Raw genomic sequence first — 16,895 nt, forward strand, 5'->3', positions numbered from 1 at the left:
ATCAATAAAAAATTTCATAATCGAATTCCTTCCTGAGGATCACATGTAAAGCAGCAACACCGGATGCTGAATCCCTGATGGCAGATGCTTTCCCATTGTCTGCGCGAGTAACTGTCGCCAGCGGGTTCTTTATTCCTGTTTCGGCTCCTCCAAAAACCGGTCGCGGCAGGACGCAGAGCAAAACAGGAGGGTCTGCCCACCGTGTTTTAAGGCCACCCCTTCCCGTTGGGGGAAATAAATTCCGCAAACCGGGTCCTTGACCATTACATCATCGATGCTGGGATGGCGGGACCCATTTTGGTCAGGGGCCTGGAGATTTCGCACCACCCACGATTTGGCGGCCCGATAGACCAGGTAGACGATGATGATCAGCAGAATCAGTTTCACGGCAGCCTGCCTTGCACAGGGGTCAAGACCATGAATTGGGGCTGGGCTATCCGTCGTCGCAGGAACCCCATACCCATTCCTTTCTTTTGTCTGGCAGAAAAATGTTCATACCCCCTACAACAGTGCGGGCTGATTTTTCAGTGGAATGACCCGTTGGTCTTCATCGTCAATGCGACTGAGCAGATCGGCAACGGTTTGTCCCAGCACCGGATGAACGATCGACGGGTTTATATCACACATGGGCTGCAAGACAAAGACCCTTTTATGCATCCGCGGATGGGGAATGGTCAGCCTCGGCGCTCGGATCACCCAGTCCTCGTATAGCAGGATGTCCAGGTCCAGCACCCGCGGACCGAACCGGACTGCATCGGCTCTTCGCCCCATCCGCTGCTGAATGGAAACCAGCTTATCCAGCAGCACCAATGGCGCCATGGTTGTGCTGATTTTCACTGCCGCATTGACGAACCAGTCCTGATCCGTATAGTCCACCGGCGATGTCCGGAAAAACCGGGAGGCCGCCAGAAGCGACGATTCTGCGGACGCAGTCAGGGCGGCGATGCCGCCCAGACAGTTGTCCAACTTGTCGCCCAGGTTAGACCCGACGGAAATGAACACGGCGTGGTCCGTCATTACGGCCGCCATGCTTCTTCCCACAGGTCGCCGCGATAGATCACCCGGGCGTCGCCTTCCAGAAAAACATCCCGGTAGCGGCCGCCGTGCGTACTGAAATGAACCGTCAGACTTCCCCCGCCGCGGGTCGTCAGCGTCACCGGCGAAGTCAGGCCCCGTTCATGGGCCAGAATCAGCGCTGCGGCCACATTTCCCGTTCCGCAGGCCAGGGTCTCATCCTCGACGCCGCGCTCATAGGTGCGGATAAAAATCCTTCCGTTTTCGTTTACCGTCACAAAATTCACATTGGTGCCGTCAGGGGCATAATCCGGGTGATAACGGATAAGCCGTCCGGTTTTTGTCACCGCCACCGCCTCGATGTCGTCCACGACCATCACCACATGGGGCACACCGGTGTTGACGCTGGCAACGGCAGTCGGTGTTCCCTCCACATCCAATTGGGTTCCGGTTTTGAGATCCCTGGGCGCGGTCATGCGGATCTTCACCGTGTCGTCACCCACGGTGGCTTCGATCGTTCCGGCCAGGGTTTCAAAGGCCATCTGCCGATCGGCGATTCCGTGCAGGAAGGCAAAACGGGCCGCGCAACGGGCGCCGTTGCCGCACATGTCCGGCAGGCTGCCGTCCGCATTGAAAAAGCGCCATTTGAAATCAAGGCTGGCAGACGATTCGATGAGGATCATGCCGTCGGCACCGACCGACATCTTTCGTCGGCAGGCCCCGGTGACCAGTTGCGTCAACTGGTTTTCGGGCACTACCGCCTCCCGGTTGTCGATAATGATGAAATCATTTCCGCTGCCGCTCATTTTAAAAAAGGGAATGGTTATCATTGTGTCTCCGATCCTCCGAAAGGCATAACAGGCAGCTGGTCGACCTGCACCGGGCTCGAATCGGGTCCGGCACCTCCGTCCGTCTCCAGCCGCACCTTGAACACATGGCGATAACCGGGCTCCAGAGGAACGTCGATGGAAAATCGGTTTGATTCCGTGTGAAAATATGGAACCGCGGCCACTTTTTCAAATACCTGGGGGCACCCATCGCAGTCCGATCCCCCTATAGCGGTCCGGGAGCGGTAGACGCCGAATGTCGCATTTTTTGCCTGTTCAGCAAAAAGCGTCCCCGGCAGACGCCAGGTCAGCATGACGGCTTGGTCGGCCAACGCGTATGCCAGATCCGTCACCATCGGTACCGGCGGCTGTCGGGGCGGCACCGGCGGCCCCTTGACGCCGCACCCGAAATAACTGACGCTGAGCAGTAAGAAAAGCCCGAATAGAGCGATCCTTTTTGAACAGATGCGAGTTCTCCTATTGCCTGTCATTAGACCTCGCAAGGAACCATAAAGGCCACCGTTTCTTCATCGATCCAACTGGCCGGTTTTTCATGCCGGCGGTCGGGCCAGCGCCTTTCTGGCCTCGGCAATCGCCCGGGCCACGTTTTCAGTAGCCGTTCCCCCCGGGCTCTGCCGGCGGTCTATCATGACCTTTAGGGTCAGGTGATCGAAGATATCCGCCTTGACCAGGGGTGAGAATGTTTTGAGCTCATCCAGGGTCAGCTGGTCCAGTTCCTTGCCCTTGTCCAATGCATAGGCCACGGCACCTCCGACACAGGCGTGGGCTTTACGAAAGGGCATGCCCTGGTTCACCAGATAATCGGCCATGTCCGTGGCGTTGAGGAATCCGACGGAGGCGGCCTTGCGCATGATCTCCCGGTTCACGGTAATCCGGGGGAGCATCTGGACGTTGATGGAAAGGCAGGCCTTGATGGTGTCCGCGGCGTCGAAGAGCGGTTCCTTGTCTTCCTGCATATCCCGGTTGTAGGACATGGGCAAACTTTTCATGAGGGTAAGCAGAGCAACCAACGAGCCGAACACCCGACCGGTTTTTCCACGGACGATCTCCGGGACGTCCGGGTTTTTCTTCTGTGGCATGATGCTGCTTCCCGTGGCAAAGGCATCCGAAAGGGTGATAAAGCCATACTCCGAGGTGGACCACAGCACCAGTTCCTCAGAAAGCCGGCTCAGATGAACCATGCAGATGCTGGCGGCCGCAAGAAATTCCATGGCGAAATCACGATCCGACACCGCATCCATGCTGTTGGGGCTGATCCGGGGAAAATCCAGCAGCTCGGCTACATACGCCCGGTCGATGGGATAAGTCGTACCGGCCAGCGCCGCAGCACCCAACGGCATCACGTTGATGCGGTCCAAGCAGTCGGAAAAGCGTGCCTGGTCCCGGGTGAACATTTCGTAATAGGCCATCATGTGGTGGGCAAACAGCACTGGCTGGGCCCGCTGGGTGTGGGTGTAACCGGGCATGACCACGTCCTGGTGACCGTCGGCCAGATCCACCAGGACCTTACGCAGCATTTGCAGCAGGGAGACGGTCCGATGCGTCTCGTCCCGCAGGTACATGCGCACGTCCAGGGCAACCTGATCGTTGCGGCTGCGGGCGGTGTGAAGCTTCTGCGCCACCTTCCCCGCCACTTGAAGCAGTCGGGCCTCGACGTGCATGTGAATGTCTTCCAGGCTGTCGTCGAAGATGAATTCGCCCCGATCCAACTCCCGTTTGATGATTCCCAGCCCTTCCACCAGGCCGCTGGCCTCTTCATCGGTGATGATACCGACCTTGGCCAGCATCCGGCAGTGGGCAATGCTGCCGGCGATGTCGTATGGGTAGAGCCGACGGTCATAGGCGATGGAGGCGGTGAACGCCTCCACGCTTTTGTCTGTTTTCTCCAAAAACCGCCCGTCCCAGGGTTTTTCAGCCATGATCCACGCCTACCCTTTCCTTTGCATGAGTTTACGGATGCGCAGCCGCAGGGCATTGAGACGGATAAATCCTTCGGCATCCGCTTGGCTGTAAACATCATCGTCCTCGAAGGTGGCGTGGGCTTCACTGTACAGGGAGAAGTCTGATTTTCTGCCACGGACGACGCAATTCCCTTTGTACAGTTCCAGGCGCACCACACCGGATACATTTCTCTGGGTGCTGTCGATCATACCCTGCATCACCTCCATCTCCGGGGAGAACCAGAATCCGTTATAGATGAGCTGGGCATACCGCGGAATCTGGGAGTCCCTCAGGTTCATCACCTCGCGGTCCATGGTGATGGATTCCATGGCCATGTGTGCCTGCCGTAAAATGGTGCCGCCCGGTGTTTCATAAACCCCGCGGGATTTCATGCCCACGAAGCGGTTTTCCACGATGTCGATGCGGCCGATGCCGTGTTTGCCTCCCAGGCGGTTCAACTCGGCCAACAGGTTGGCCGGTGAAAGCACGCTGCCATTGACTGCCACCGGGTCGCCGTTGGCGAAGGTAATCTCGATCGTCTCGGGGGTGTCCGGGGCATCCTTGGGCGAGACCGTCAGGGTGAAGATATCGTCGGGTGGGCCCGCCCAGGGATCTTCCAAAATACCCCCCTCGTAGCTGATGTGCAGCAGGTTGCCATCGGTGCTGTAAGGTTTGGCGTGGGTGGTGGGTACTTGAATGCCGTGACGGTCGGCGAAAGCCATCAGCGCGGTCCGGGAATTCAAGTCCCATTCGCGCCAGGGAGCGATGATCTTGATATCCGGGTTGATGGCGTAATAACCCAGTTCAAAGCGAACCTGGTCGTTGCCTTTGCCGGTGGCGCCGTGGCTGACCGCATCGGCGCCTTCCAAGGCGGCGATCTCCATCTGCCGTTTGGCGATGAGCGGCCGGGCAATGGAGGTCCCCATCAGATACTGCCCTTCGTAGATGACGTTGGCCCTGAACGCCGGAAACACATAATCTTTTACAAAAGTCTCTTTAAGGTCATCCACGTAGGCCTTGACCGCACCGGTTTTCATGGCATTGGCCTCCACGTTTTCCAATGAATCGATCTGGCCGATGTCAGCGGAAAAGGTGACCACCTCGCAATCGTAGGTTTCGATGAGCCATCTCAGGATCACCGATGTGTCCAGACCGCCCGAGTAAGCCAATACCACTTTTTGGATCTTGTCAGCCAATACCATTCTCCTTTTTCTTCTATTAACGTTCACTTGTCTACCGTTCGACGTTGACGATTAACCGTTAAATGCCAACGGACAACCGTCAACGGGCAACCATTTACCGCTTCAACACATCGTCAAGGCAATGGATCAGTGCGTCAATCTCGGCTTGCTTGATAATCAGGGGAGGAACGAACCGCAGGGTATCCCCCTGGACGCAGTTGACCAAAAAACCCTCTTCCAACAATACCGACACCAGTCGATCGGCCGGTCCGTTCAATTGTATACCAAGCAGCAACCCCCTGCCCCGCACCTCTTCAATCCTTCGGTGACGGCGCCTGAGCTGCTCAAGCGAATCCTTGAAATAGTCCCCGGTCTCCCGGGCACGATCCACGATCCTATCTTCCACCATGATCTTCAGGGTCTCAACCGCGGCGGCCGCCACCAGGGGGGTCCCACCGAAGGTGGAGGCGTGGGCGCCGATCCCGAAAGCGGCCGCCACCCGTTCAGTGGCCAGCATGGCACCGATGGGAAGCCCGTTGGCCAGTGCCTTGGCCAGGGTCATGATATCCGGGGTCACACCGTATTGCTCGTGGGCGAAGCGTGTCCCGGTCCGGCCCATGCCCGTCTGGATCTCGTCCAGGATCATCAACAAACCGCGCTGGTCACAGAGCTGACGAACCTGTTGAAGGAATCCGGGATCCGGGCAGCGGATGCCTCCCTCGCCCTGAATGGGCTCAAGCATCACGGCGCAGGTGTGGTCGTCAATCGCCATTTTCAAGGCATCGATGTCGTTGAAGGGCACGAAAGAAAACCCTTCCAATACCGGATCGAAGCCCTGCTTGATCTTATCCTGACCCGTGGCGGACAACGTGGCCATGGTGCGCCCGTGAAAAGACTTTTCCATGCAAACGATGCGAAACCGCTCTGGCTGGCCAGCATCCTTATAGAATTTCCGGGCCAACTTGATGGCGGCTTCGTTGGCCTCGGCTCCGGAGTTGCCGAAAAAGACGCGGTCCGCAAAACTCTGCTCCACCAGCATCCGGGCCAGTTCGGTCTGGGGAATGGTATAGTAAAGGTTGGACACATGCACCAACCGCCCGGCCTGGCGGGCCACCGCATCGGCAATGCGCGGGTGGGCATGGCCTAAATTGCACACGGCAATACCGGCGACAAAGTCCGTATAACGGCGGCCCCGGGTATCCCAGAGCGTGCACCCCTGACCCCGTTCCATCACCACGGGAAATCGTTTGTAGGTCGCTGCGATCACCCGGTCCGCCGTGCGCATAATGGTGTCAGTCATATCACTGGTCTCTGGTCTCTGGGTTCTGGGTTCTGGGTTCTGGGTTCTGGGTTCTGGGTTCTGGGTTCTGGGTTAGGGTCGATACATGGTCGGACATATTTAATCAAACCATAATCTCTTCAGGATTCAGCTTGTCCTTCCGGTATCCATTCAGAAAAGGTATGTTGGGGTTCGGGTCAAGGCCGCAGCGGTTTTGAGACCGCAGGCGTAGCAGCGCTACGTTGAGGATCTCTAAATCGTGAGAACACAGATCCGGGCCTCAAGATGCCATTTCTGGATGGATGCCTTATTCTATCACCTCCGTACCTATCCCCCGATCGGTAAACAACTCCAGCAGTATCGCATGGCGGCGTTTGCCGTTGATGATGGGCACCTTTTCAACGCCGTTTTTCAGCGCGAAAAGGGCATTTTCGATCTTCGGAATCATGCCGCCGCTGATGATGCCTTCAGCGATCATGCGGCTGATGGTGGCTGCATCGATGGAGGAGATCAACCCACCGTCGGCATCCATCACCCCATCCACGTCGGTGAGCAGTATCAGACGGCCGGCAGACAGGGCCGTGGCGATGCGGCTGGCCACCAGATCCGCATTGATATTGTAGGTTTCCCCTGCAGTACCCGCACCCACCGGGGCAATGATGGGGATGAACCCCTTCTCGGAGAGGGTGTGGATGATCTGGGGGTCGATCCGGGTCACCTCACCTACCATTCCCGGATCGATAATTTCGGGGGGACTGTCCGCGTCGGCCTGATGAAGGATGCGCATCTTTTTGGCTTCAATCAGCCCGCCGTCCTTGCCGCTCAGCCCCACGGCCTTGCCCCCCTGGTGGTTGATCTGGGCCACGATGCTTTTGTTCACCTTTCCGCCCAGCACCATCTCCACCACGTCCATGGTCGGGCCGTCGGTAAGCCGCATGCCACGCACAAACTGGGGACGAATACCCATCTGGTCCAGGACCCGGTTGATCTGGGGCCCCCCACCGTGAACCACTACCGGATTGAGGCCGATGAACTTGAGCAGGGTGATGTCCCGGGCAAAATCAATTTTCAGCTGCTCGTCAACCATGGCGTGGCCGCCGTACTTCACCACCACGGTCATACCGGAAAACTTGCGGATATAAGGCAGCGCCTCGATGAGGATGTCCGCTACGGTTGAGTGGGGGTGTGTAAGGTCTGCTGTCATGGTGATTCCTTATTTCATCGAGGTTCGCGGGTTACAGGATTCAAGGGGCCGAGGGTTCGTTTTCCAGAGCGTTTATGAAGGCTTACGGCATCCATCCAACTTCTGTGATGCCCGCTTTAAGCCGTGTGCAATTCTAAAGTGTTTCCCTTGGCCCCTTGAATCCTCGAATCCTTGGACCCTTTATCAGAGGATATACCGACTCAAATCCTCATCATCCTTGATCGCTTTAAGTTTTTCCCCGACGTATGCCTCATCCACCTTCAGGTGAACATCCGTCACATCGGGGGCGTCGAAGAGGATGTCTTCGAGCAGCCGCTCCATAAGGGTATGGAGGCGTCGGGCACCGATATTCTCCGTACGGACATTCACCTCCTCGGCGATCTCGGCAATTTTTTCGACCGCGTTGTCGGAGAAGACCAGCTCCACCCCCTCCGTTTTGAGCAAGGCGATATACTGCAGCAGCAGCGCGTTCTTCGGTTCCGTCAGAATGCGGACGAAATCCCTGCGGTTCAGCGCATCCAGGGTCACCCGGATGGGAAACCGTCCCTGGAGCTCTGGGATCAGGTCAGACGGCTTGATGGTGTGAAAAGCACCGGAGGCGATAAATAGGATGTGGTCGGTCTTCACCGGTCCGTACTTGGTATTCACCGTGGAGCCTTCCACAATGGGCAATAGGTCCCGCTGAACCCCCTCTCGGGAGACATCTGGACCGTGCCCTTTGCCGTTGCCGGCAATCTTGTCGATCTCGTCCAGAAAAATGATACCGGACTGTTCCACTTTGGCGATCGCGTCCTGAATCACCTTGTCCATGTCCACCAGGTTCTGGGCCTCTTCCGCGGCCATGGTTTTCATGGCTTCGGGCACTTTGATTTTTCGGCGGCGGGTGTTCTTGGGCAGCAGGGAACCAAGCATATCTTTGAAGTTGAATCCCATCTCCTCCATGCCGACGTTGGAGAAAATCTCCACCATGGGCATGTTGCGCTCGGCCACATCCAGGTCGACATAACGACTGTCCATCTTTCCATCCTGCAGCATCTTGCGCAGCTTTTCCCTTGTGGAGGAAGCCGCGTCAGTGGATGGGTTAACCACTTCCAGGCCGCCTTCTCCTGCGGCGTCCGCCCGCCCCCGATCGGCCTTGGGCAGCAGCAGATCAAGCATGCGCTCTTCGGCGATGCGCCAGGCCTGGTCCGTGACAGCCTCCTGCGCGGCCGTGCGAACGGCGTTGACGGTCAGTTCCACCAGGTCACGGACCATGGACTCCACATCCCGGCCCACATATCCCACCTCGGTGAATTTGGACGCCTCGACCTTGAAAAACGGTGAGTCGCTGAGCCGCGAGAGGCGTCGGGCGATTTCCGTCTTGCCCACCCCGGTGGGGCCGATGAGGATGATATTCTTGGGGGCGATCTCATCCTTTAGCGAATCAGGCACCTGCTGGCGACGCCATCGGTTTCTCAAGGCAATGGCGACGGAGCGCTTGGCATCATTCTGGCCGATGATGTATTTGTCCAGTTCAGTTACGATATCGGTGGGTTTCAGGTTATTCATGGATCAAGCGCTTCAATGGTAATCCGGTCGTTGGTAAATACACACAGGGAGGCGGCGATTTGCATGGACACCTCGACAATCCGGCGCAGGTCCAGTTCGGTCTGATGGAAGAGGGCCGTTGCCGACGCCTGGGCGGCCACTGCGCCCGAACCAATGGCCACAATGCCCTCGTCCGGTTCGATGACATCTCCGTTGCCCGATATGAGCAGCATGGACGTGCCGTCCGCGGCAATCATCAATGCCTCCAGGCGGCGCAGGTACTTGTCCGCCCGCCAATCTCGCGCCAGTTCAACGGCCGACCGGGTCAGGTTCCCGTTGTAGCGCTCCAGTTTCTGCTCGAGTTTCTCGGTCAGGGTCAAAGCGTCGGCAGTGGCACCGGCAAACCCGACCAGGATGGTGTCGTTGTATATACGCCGAACCTTACGGGCATTGTGCTTGATGACCGTGTTGTTAAGGGTCACTTGGCCGTCACCGGCCATGACCACCTGATTCTCCGATCGGACAGCCAGGATGGTGGTGCCGTGGAATCGCAGGGAGTGCGGCGTGGGTTGATGGGACATGAATTGAACCCGGATCCTTTCTATCGCCTGGGGTGGGCGCTGTCGTAGGCCGCCATGAGTCGATCAATGCTTACGTGGGTGTATTTTTGAGTGGTTGACAAACTCTTGTGACCCAGCAGTTCCTGAACCGTGCGTAGATCCGCACCCGCGTCCAGCATGTGGGTGGCGAAGCTGTGCCGGATGCCGTGGGGGGAAATCGGCACCGCCAGACTGCACTTGCGAATCCATGCTTCCAGAATCCGGGCCACGGAACGTGAGCTCAACCGACCTTTGTTCTTGTTTAAAAAAAGCGGACCATCGACCACCATGCCGATGCCGGTCCGGGCAAAAAGCCGGTCTCGGTAGGTTTGGATCCGATTCAGCGCTTTTTCTCCCACCGGCACGATTCGGTCACGTCCCCCTTTTCCCGACACCCGGAGCGCGCCTGAGGAAAAATCGACATCGAACACATTCAGGCCGGTCAGCTCGGACACCCGGATCCCCGATCCGTAGAGGGTTTCAAACAGAGCCTGGTTGCGCAGTCCCAAAACGGTGTCGTCGGCCGCCTGATCCAGCAGGCGAAACATGTCGTCAACGGACAGGTAGGATGGCATCCGCCGGCTGTGCTTGGGTGTCAGGATGGCAGCCGTGGGATCCTCATCGGTCAACCGGTGTCTCACCAGGTGGCGAAAAAAGGATCGCAGAACCGACAGTTTGCGGGCAATGGTAACCTTCTCGTTCTTGCGATGGAGAAGCCCCAGGTACCCCCGGACCGTCAGGTTGTCGATATCGTCGACGGCCAGTGGCCGTTTCTCCCCTCCTTCGGACCGGCCTGCCGTGCGGTCGGCATAACCGGCGAACTCCGCCAGGTCGTGGCCATAGGCCCGAATCGTGTGGGTGGAATAGCCTTTTTCCGCAGCCAAGGTCTGCAGGAAAGCGTCGATCTGTTCTGTCAGCCCGATCCGCGTCATGGGAAAGCGATCCGTTGTTCGAGTTCCTGCCAGGATTCCACCTGAAGGTAATTATGGGGCTCCCGGTTCCATGGCTGGCGGAACACGACGGGCGCGATACCGGCTGCATCGAGCAGGTGACAGGTTTCCAGGCGGTCCTCCACAAACCATTTGATGCCGTTTTCCAGCAGCACGTCGGTTTTGGCCTCGAATGAACCGGTGGCCACGATTCTGGCCCGGCGATGCTGACCGTCGAGCAGCTGGTTCATCCAGTGCTGGATGGGACCCGGCTCGGGCCGGGCCGTGACCATCAAGATGCGACCCGTCGCCTCACCGATGCGCCTTAACACCGGCCCGGCGCCGGGAATGGGTCTCAGCACAGCCCGGTAGCCCCCGTCGAGGATCCGGGCCACCGCCCCCTCCAGGACATCCCCATCCAAATCCAGGCAATCGTCCAGCCGATAGCAGGTGATATCGTCGTACCGCACCGTGTGGACGTCATAATGGTCCCTGAGGATATCTAGAAACAGATGCATCGTGTCGGCAATTACACCATCGATGTCAAAGGCAAGTGCCGCCGGATCAATCATGGGTCTTTCCTGGTTTGACCAGCCTGTTAGGCCACTTTACGTGTTTTTTTCTTCAAGCGCGAGATTTTGCGGCGCAAGATGCCGGATTTCTTACGGTCTTTTTCTGGGGCGATTTCCCTTTTAAGGGATTTCAGTTCCCGGATATGCTGTTTAATCTGGCGAAGCGACCGGCTGGCCTTTTTGGGCTTTGCTTCCTGGATGCCTCGATGCGCTTTGACGGCATCGAGCAGGTCCTGTTTGTTCATCCCGTGAATGCCCTTGAGGTCCGGTATGTCATGGGCGATTTCACGAAGTTCCTTGACGGTCATCTTATCCAACGGTTTTTCTGCGCCTTCATCACCTTTGGCCATTTGATCCAGTCTCCTTTCATGAGGTAGCGGTCAATACCCTGATCATGGGTGCCCCGGGCACCGCGCCAAACCGTAAACCATCTGTAAAAACAGTCTTAGTAGACCCATCCCACCGAGCGTGTCAATAGGCATCAATCGGTGTTTTTCTTTTCCACCAACTTCATGAATGGCCGGAACAGGTCCAAGGGCAATGGGAAAATGGTGGTCGTGTTCTGCTCGGCGGACATCTCCCGCATGGTCTGCAGGTAGCGCAGCTGAATGGCGGTGGGATACTGGTCGATGATCCTGGCCGCCGCAGCCAGGCGATCAGCGGCCTGGAATTCGCCTTCTGCGTTGATCACCTTGGCCCGCCGTTCCCGTTCGGCCTCGGCCTGCTTGGCCATGGACCGCTGCATCTCCTGGGGCAGGTCGATGTGTTTGAGCTCCACGTTGGCCACCTTGATGCCCCACGGGTCGGTGTGGGTGTCCAGGATCTCCTGAAGCTTGGCGTTGATTTTCTCCCGGGCCGAGAGGAGTTCGTCCAGTTCGGCCTGGCCGCAAACACTGCGCAGGGTAGTCTGTGCCAGTTGGGCGATGGCATAAGAATAGTTTTCCACCTCCACAATGGCCTTGATGGGGCCGATCACCCGAAAATAGATGACCGCGTTGACCTTCACCGACACGTTGTCCAGGGTAATCACGTCCTGGGGGTCCACGTCCATGGCCACCAGCCGCATACTCACCTTGACCATCTTGTCCACGATGGGAATAAGGATGATCAATCCCGGCCCCTTGGCCTGGATGACCCGGCCGAGGCGGAAAATGACGCCCCGCTCGTATTCGTTAAGAATCCTGAGGGCGGCGGAAAGAAAAATAACGACCAAAACAACGGCACCGATGGTTGGTAGCATGAATTCCTCCTTTAGCCCGACTGGGCGACTGATGACGCGATGGGTGAGTAAACGGTGAAAACCAATTGGAGGCGATCCGTCCGGTACCGCCGGCTATGGCAAGATCCCCTTCGATCCAGTGGCCGATGCCTCCGGTTCCACCTCCAGGGTCAGGCCGTCCACCGCTGTCACACGGACCCGCTGACCGACGGTCAGCGGCGTCCGGCATTGGGCCAACCACAGTTCACCGTGAACCTGAATCCGGCCTGTGGGTGTCAAGGGCGTTTGCACCACCCCGGTTTCACCGATCAACCCCGACTCGCCCGTCATGGGCCGACGGGTTCGAGAACGAAATACCAGCCCGGCCACCACCACGAAAAAGCCCCCCACAAGGCTGATGGTCGGCACTATGACAGTCCACGAAATACCGATTTGCCCGCCCGTCCGGTCAAAAAGCATCAAGGATCCCAACAGCAGGCTGATGAGGCCAGCCACGCTGAGCAGGCCGTAGCTGGCGATTTTCATTTCCATGATAAAAAAAATCAGGGCCAACAAGACCAGCAGAACGCCGGCGATATTCACCGGCAGGGTCTGAAACGAGTAAAAGGCCAGGATGAGGGCGATGCTGCCGATGACCCCCGGCAGGATAACGCCCGGATGGGACAACTCGAAATAGAGGCCGGCCAGGCCGATCATCATCAGGATATAAGCGATATTGGGGTCGCTGAGGGCTTTGAGTATCCGGGTTCTCATCGATTCGGCAATCCAGATCCGCTCGGCCGGGTCGATATCGACCGGTGCTTTACCCTTGATCTCGAGACCGTTGATCTGGGCGACCAGGTCGTCCACATCCCGGGCGACCAGGTCGATAATCTTTTTCTCAAGGGCTTCGGTTTCCGTCACCGACACGCTTTCACGCACCGCCTTCTCGGCCCATTCGATGTTCCGCTCACGCTTTTCGGCGATGCTTTTCACAAAAGCCACCATGTCGTTGGTCACCTTCTCGGCCATGGTCTCACCCAGATCCTTGCCGCCAGCGTTGACCGGGTGGGCAGCCCCGATGTGGGTACCGGGCGCCATAACGGCCACATCGGCGGCCATGGTGATCATCACCCCCGCGGATGCCGCCCGGGCGCCCGACGGCGCCACGTAAACGACCACCGGGATCCGGCTTTCATAGATAGCCATGACCATCTTGCGCATGGATTCTGCCAGGCCGCCGGGGGTGTCCAGCATCACGATGAGACAGCCGGCGCCTTCCGCGTTGGCCTTGTGGATGGCCGAATCCAGAAAATCGGCATTGCCGGGAGAGATGGCTCCGCTGATCTGGACCAAATAGACCGGTGCCGATCCGGCATCGACCGGAGGAATCCATAGCAGCAATAGCAAGGCGACGAATACGCCAACGGTGATGGATCGATTTCTCATTAAGACCCCCTTGAAGGCGGGAAGGGGCATGGGTGGCAGCTATTCCAGCATTTTCATGATTTGTTGAACATCCTCCCACACGTCTCTTTTCTTTTCCGGGTTGCGCAGCAAGAACGCCGGGTGGAAGGTCGGCATCACCGGAATTCCCGAAAACTCATAAAACCGTCCCCTGAGGCGGGAGATGGGCGTCTCGGTGTCCAGCAGGGCCCGGGCAGCCACACTTCCCAGGGCACAGATAACGCGCGGATTGATCGCGACCAACTGCCGCTTGAGAAACGGAAGACACTGGCGGATTTCTTGCGGTTTTGGGTTCCGGTTCTTCGGGGGCCGGCACTTGACAATGTTGGCGACATAAACCGCCTCCCGGGTCAGTTGCATGGCGGCAATGATTTTGGTTAACAGCTGTCCAGCCGCTCCCACAAAAGGCTGACCGCATTTGTCTTCATCGAAGCCCGGTCCTTCGCCCACGAATACCAATTGCGCGTTGGGGCTGCCCTCACCAAACACGATATGGGTTCTCGATTCACACAGCCCGCATCGGGTGCAGTCGCCCAGGTCGGTGCAGATGTCTGCCAAGGTTTCCCGATCAACCCCTGCACCCTGGCGCGGCAGCCCCAGCTGTTTCAGAATCTTCAGGCTCGCCTCGCTACAGTCAAAACCATTGCAACCGCATTGCTTAAGATAGCACAGCGTGTGTCGAATGTCCCGGATGATTTGATATGGAATCAGCGGTCTCAAGGAACGTCGCTCTGCTTGACCAGTTCGGCTACCCGGTCAAGGATCAGGTGGGCCACTGCATCCTTGTCCATCACATCGAGGATCTCCCTCCGGCCGTCTGCAAAAAACAGGGTCATACGGTTGGTGTCGGATGCAAACCCGGAATCGGGTGGTCCGATGAGATTGGCTGCAATCATGTCAAGGTGCTTCTCTTCAAGTTTTTTCCGTGCATGGGCCTCCATGTTGCGGGTCTCAGCGGCGAACCCGACCACGATCTGACCCTTTTTCCGTTGCCCGACCGTTTTCAGGATGTCCGTGGTTCGTTCAAGGGTCAGTTGCCTGCGACCCTGACCCTTTTTGATTTTATGGGCTTCGGTTTTGACCGGCCGATAGTCTGAAACCGCGGCTACCTTCACGACCACATGGGACTGTTCGAGCCGGGCAAAGACGGCGGCCGCCATATCGTCCGCGGTGACGACGGGCACCACCTCGACGTTATGCGGTGGATCTAAACACACGGGGCCGGAAACCAAGGTTACGCGTGCGCCGCGGTATTCAGCGGCCCTGGCGATGGCGTAGCCCATCTTGCCGGAAGAGGGGTTGCTGATAAAGCGAACCGGATCGATGGCTTCCCGGGTGGGCCCGGCGGTGACCAATACCTGTTTTCCGGCAAGGTCATCGGGTGTAAGGTAGCTGGCCAGCCGATCCTCGATCACTGCGGGTTCCGGCAGTCGGCCCGGACCGACGGTGCCGCAGGCCAACGATCCTTCGCCGGGTGCCAGGACGTGGTGGCCGTCCGCTTCAAGTTGTTGGAGGTTGCGTCGATGGGTGGGGTGTTCGAACATATTTGAATTCATGGAGGGACAGACCATTACCGGGCAGGTCACCGCCAGCATGAACGTGCTCAGGGCATCGTCGGCGATGCCATGGGCCAGTTTGGCCACCATGTTGGCCGTGGCCGGCGCGATGATCACCGCATGGGCCTCGTCCGCCCAGGCAATATGCCGGATGGCCGCGTCATCTTTCGCATCGAAAAGATCGACACATACCTGGTTTTCCGAAAGCACCTCAAAGGTCATGGGGCTCACGAATCGGGTGGCGCTGTGAGTCATGATGACCCGCACCCTGGCTCCCAGCTTCACCAACCGCCTGAGGAGTTCTACACTCTTATAGGCGGCAATCCCGCCGCATACGCCCAGAACGATATTTTTTGCCCGCAGAACATTTTCTTTCATGTCACTCAGATCACTGTTTTTTAAAACGGCATTGTTGCAGGCGTCGGAGTGCGTTTTGCCTGACCATCAAGCGAACCCACCGCTCGATCAGGCCGGAAATGTCATGCCACCGGCCGGGGGAGGCCGGCAACATGGATGTCACCGCCTCCAAGGCCTGTCTGAGATCCGATCGGTCGGGGGTCTGATCCAGTAGATAACGGTAAATCCGGGCGGCCTGCTCGTATCGGCCTTGATCGGCATAAACACGGGCCATCGTCACCGTGTAAAAAGTCTTGTCCTGTGTACTTTCCATATTATTTCCTCTGGCCCCCGGAACCTGGAAAAATAACGATTACATCATCTTTGCCAATCATGCCCAGTTCATTGCGGGCCACGCTCTCGATATAGGACGGATCGTGCTTCAGCCGCCCGATGGTCCGATACAGGCTGACGTTCTCCCTGGCCAGGGTCTCGTTTTGCTGCACCATGGTCTGCTCCTTCTCCCGCAGTCGGTGCATTTCCAGCAGTCCATTGTCGCCGAAGACGATCAGCAGCATCAGATTGAACAGCGCGACGACGACGCCTGCTACGATGATTTTCCGGCGAAGGTTCATGTCCGGTTCAAACTCCTTCCGATCAACACCATCACATGCTGCCATTCCGGAATCTTCAGCGTCCAGGCTGCCACAGAAAAGATAACCATGCCGCCGATGACACCGGCACTGACTCCCGCCAGCAGCCGCAGACCGTCCGCTTCGGCTTCAAGAGGAATGAGAAGCCGACAGATCACTACCACAACCAGAGCCATGAGTCCCGATGCAGCCAGCGTCTTCAAGCAACTGGAAAAGATGAGCCGCCACCGGATCACCCCCAGCTTGGTTCTCAGCACAACCACCAGAAGCACCAGATTGACCACAGAGGCCAGGGAGGTCGCCAGAGCCAGCCCACAGTGCTTCATCGGGCCCATGAGGACCGTTCCCAAAAGAATGTTGGCGACGATGGATATCGTGGCGGTTTTTACCGGCGTTCGGGTATCCTGCAGGGCGTAAAACGTTGAAACCACAATACGCACGGCAGCAAATGCCCATAGTCCTAAAGCATAATACAAAAGGGCATCGGAGGTCAATCGGGTGGTCTGGGCATCGAAGGCCCCGCGTTTGAACAACAGGGCGACAATGGGGTCTCGGAGCACGATGAGTCCCACCATGGCTGGGATGGTCATA

At 57.8% G+C, this 16,895-nt stretch carries 20 protein-coding genes; all 20 read right to left on the bottom strand.

The genetic code is table 11. The features are described from left to right. Window positions 1-129 precede the first annotated feature (129 nt). On the bottom strand, window positions 130-387 hold the full coding sequence (locus ABYV26_RS07430) for a YHS domain-containing protein (RefSeq protein ID WP_372679645.1): 258 nt from the start codon (window positions 385-387) through the stop codon (window positions 130-132). 114 nt (window positions 388-501) lie between these two features. Then, window positions 502-1,029, bottom strand: coding sequence for a 2-amino-4-hydroxy-6-hydroxymethyldihydropteridine diphosphokinase (gene folK, locus ABYV26_RS07435; RefSeq protein ID WP_372679647.1), 528 nt, complete (start codon window positions 1,027-1,029; stop codon window positions 502-504). After that, window positions 1,017-1,844, bottom strand: coding sequence for a diaminopimelate epimerase (gene dapF, locus ABYV26_RS07440; RefSeq protein ID WP_372679649.1), 828 nt, complete (start codon window positions 1,842-1,844; stop codon window positions 1,017-1,019). The genes folK and dapF overlap by 13 nt, the downstream gene beginning before the upstream one ends. Beyond that, entirely contained in the window at window positions 1,841-2,332 is a 492-nt protein-coding gene (locus ABYV26_RS07445; RefSeq protein ID WP_372679651.1) for a hypothetical protein, read from the bottom strand. The genes dapF and ABYV26_RS07445 overlap by 4 nt, the downstream gene beginning before the upstream one ends. A gap of 60 nt (window positions 2,333-2,392) precedes the next feature. Further along, complete coding sequence (gene argH, locus ABYV26_RS07450) at window positions 2,393-3,781, bottom strand: argininosuccinate lyase (protein ID WP_372679653.1); 1,389 nt, start codon at window positions 3,779-3,781, stop codon at window positions 2,393-2,395. A 9-nt stretch (window positions 3,782-3,790) separates the two neighbouring features. Then, window positions 3,791-4,999: an argininosuccinate synthase gene (locus ABYV26_RS07455; protein ID WP_372679655.1), complete on the bottom strand. Its 1,209-nt coding sequence runs from the start codon at window positions 4,997-4,999 to the stop codon at window positions 3,791-3,793. 100 nt (window positions 5,000-5,099) lie between these two features. Further along, on the bottom strand, window positions 5,100-6,284 hold the full coding sequence (locus ABYV26_RS07460; protein WP_372679657.1) for an acetylornithine transaminase: 1,185 nt from the start codon (window positions 6,282-6,284) through the stop codon (window positions 5,100-5,102). A gap of 286 nt (window positions 6,285-6,570) precedes the next feature. Next, window positions 6,571-7,467 (bottom strand): acetylglutamate kinase, encoded by an 897-nt coding sequence (gene argB, locus ABYV26_RS07465; protein ID WP_372679659.1) that lies wholly within the window; start codon window positions 7,465-7,467, stop codon window positions 6,571-6,573. Between the two features lie 183 nt (window positions 7,468-7,650). Beyond that, window positions 7,651-9,015 carry an ATP-dependent protease ATPase subunit HslU gene (hslU, locus tag ABYV26_RS07470; protein ID WP_372679661.1) on the bottom strand — a complete coding sequence of 455 codons (1,365 nt, stop codon included), beginning with the start codon at window positions 9,013-9,015 and terminating at the stop codon, window positions 7,651-7,653. After that, window positions 9,012-9,575 carry an ATP-dependent protease subunit HslV gene (gene hslV, locus ABYV26_RS07475; protein ID WP_372679663.1) on the bottom strand — a complete coding sequence of 188 codons (564 nt, stop codon included), beginning with the start codon at window positions 9,573-9,575 and terminating at the stop codon, window positions 9,012-9,014. The genes hslU and hslV overlap by 4 nt, the downstream gene beginning before the upstream one ends. 20 nt (window positions 9,576-9,595) lie before the next feature. Continuing rightward, window positions 9,596-10,525 (bottom strand): tyrosine recombinase XerC, encoded by a 930-nt coding sequence (locus ABYV26_RS07480; RefSeq protein WP_372679665.1) that lies wholly within the window; start codon window positions 10,523-10,525, stop codon window positions 9,596-9,598. Continuing rightward, window positions 10,522-11,094, bottom strand: a complete 573-nt coding sequence (locus ABYV26_RS07485) for a haloacid dehalogenase (RefSeq protein WP_372679667.1) — start codon at window positions 11,092-11,094, stop codon at window positions 10,522-10,524. The genes ABYV26_RS07480 and ABYV26_RS07485 overlap by 4 nt, the downstream gene beginning before the upstream one ends. 26 nt (window positions 11,095-11,120) lie before the next feature. After that, window positions 11,121-11,444 (bottom strand): transcription termination factor Rho, encoded by a 324-nt coding sequence (locus ABYV26_RS07490; protein WP_372679669.1) that lies wholly within the window; start codon window positions 11,442-11,444, stop codon window positions 11,121-11,123. Between the two features lie 131 nt (window positions 11,445-11,575). After that, a complete protein-coding gene (locus tag ABYV26_RS07495) occupies window positions 11,576-12,334 on the bottom strand; it encodes a slipin family protein (RefSeq protein WP_372679671.1) in 759 nt (252 codons plus the stop codon). 93 nt (window positions 12,335-12,427) lie between these two features. Continuing rightward, entirely contained in the window at window positions 12,428-13,741 is a 1,314-nt protein-coding gene (locus ABYV26_RS07500; protein WP_372679673.1) for a nodulation protein NfeD, read from the bottom strand. 39 nt (window positions 13,742-13,780) lie between these two features. Further along, window positions 13,781-14,479, bottom strand: coding sequence for a uracil-DNA glycosylase (locus tag ABYV26_RS07505; RefSeq protein WP_372679675.1), 699 nt, complete (start codon window positions 14,477-14,479; stop codon window positions 13,781-13,783). Then, the gene (gene coaBC, locus ABYV26_RS07510; RefSeq protein ID WP_372679677.1) at window positions 14,476-15,693 is read right to left on the bottom strand and encodes a bifunctional phosphopantothenoylcysteine decarboxylase/phosphopantothenate--cysteine ligase CoaBC; all 1,218 of its coding nucleotides are present in this window, start codon (window positions 15,691-15,693) and stop codon (window positions 14,476-14,478) included. The genes ABYV26_RS07505 and coaBC overlap by 4 nt, the downstream gene beginning before the upstream one ends. Window positions 15,694-15,703: 10 nt before the next feature. Next, window positions 15,704-15,985, bottom strand: a complete 282-nt coding sequence (locus ABYV26_RS07515) for a hypothetical protein (RefSeq protein ID WP_372679679.1) — start codon at window positions 15,983-15,985, stop codon at window positions 15,704-15,706. 1 nt (window position 15,986) lies between these two features. Beyond that, on the bottom strand, window positions 15,987-16,286 hold the full coding sequence (locus ABYV26_RS07520) for a septum formation initiator family protein (RefSeq protein WP_372679681.1): 300 nt from the start codon (window positions 16,284-16,286) through the stop codon (window positions 15,987-15,989). Beyond that, a partial coding sequence (murJ, locus tag ABYV26_RS07525; RefSeq protein ID WP_372679682.1) for a murein biosynthesis integral membrane protein MurJ occupies window positions 16,283-16,895 on the bottom strand: 613 nt, incomplete at its 5' end. The genes murJ and ABYV26_RS07520, both read right to left, overlap by 4 nt.

The organism is Desulfosarcina sp., assembly GCF_041551955.1.
Classification (GTDB): domain Bacteria; phylum Desulfobacterota; class Desulfobacteria; order Desulfobacterales; family Desulfosarcinaceae; genus Desulfosarcina.

Excerpts from the sequence above, each read along its gene's own strand:
- folK (WP_372679647.1), bottom strand. The coding sequence starts at position 1,029 with ATGGCGGCCGTAATGACGGACCACGCCGTGTTCATTTCCGTCGGGTCT.
- dapF (WP_372679649.1), bottom strand. The coding sequence starts at position 1,844 with ATGATAACCATTCCCTTTTTTAAAATGAGCGGCAGCGGAAATGATTTC.
- ABYV26_RS07445 (WP_372679651.1), bottom strand. The coding sequence starts at position 2,332 with ATGACAGGCAATAGGAGAACTCGCATCTGTTCAAAAAGGATCGCTCTA.
- argH (WP_372679653.1), bottom strand. The coding sequence starts at position 3,781 with ATGGCTGAAAAACCCTGGGACGGGCGGTTTTTGGAGAAAACAGACAAA.
- ABYV26_RS07460 (WP_372679657.1), bottom strand. The coding sequence starts at position 6,284 with ATGACTGACACCATTATGCGCACGGCGGACCGGGTGATCGCAGCGACC.
- argB (WP_372679659.1), bottom strand. The coding sequence starts at position 7,467 with ATGACAGCAGACCTTACACACCCCCACTCAACCGTAGCGGACATCCTC.
- hslU (WP_372679661.1), bottom strand. The coding sequence starts at position 9,015 with ATGAATAACCTGAAACCCACCGATATCGTAACTGAACTGGACAAATAC.
- hslV (WP_372679663.1), bottom strand. The coding sequence starts at position 9,575 with ATGTCCCATCAACCCACGCCGCACTCCCTGCGATTCCACGGCACCACC.
- ABYV26_RS07480 (WP_372679665.1), bottom strand. The coding sequence starts at position 10,525 with ATGACGCGGATCGGGCTGACAGAACAGATCGACGCTTTCCTGCAGACC.
- ABYV26_RS07485 (WP_372679667.1), bottom strand. The coding sequence starts at position 11,094 with ATGATTGATCCGGCGGCACTTGCCTTTGACATCGATGGTGTAATTGCC.
- ABYV26_RS07490 (WP_372679669.1), bottom strand. The coding sequence starts at position 11,444 with ATGGCCAAAGGTGATGAAGGCGCAGAAAAACCGTTGGATAAGATGACC.
- ABYV26_RS07495 (WP_372679671.1), bottom strand. The coding sequence starts at position 12,334 with ATGCTACCAACCATCGGTGCCGTTGTTTTGGTCGTTATTTTTCTTTCC.
- ABYV26_RS07500 (WP_372679673.1), bottom strand. The coding sequence starts at position 13,741 with ATGAGAAATCGATCCATCACCGTTGGCGTATTCGTCGCCTTGCTATTG.
- coaBC (WP_372679677.1), bottom strand. The coding sequence starts at position 15,693 with ATGAAAGAAAATGTTCTGCGGGCAAAAAATATCGTTCTGGGCGTATGC.
- ABYV26_RS07515 (WP_372679679.1), bottom strand. The coding sequence starts at position 15,985 with ATGGAAAGTACACAGGACAAGACTTTTTACACGGTGACGATGGCCCGT.
- ABYV26_RS07520 (WP_372679681.1), bottom strand. The coding sequence starts at position 16,286 with ATGAACCTTCGCCGGAAAATCATCGTAGCAGGCGTCGTCGTCGCGCTG.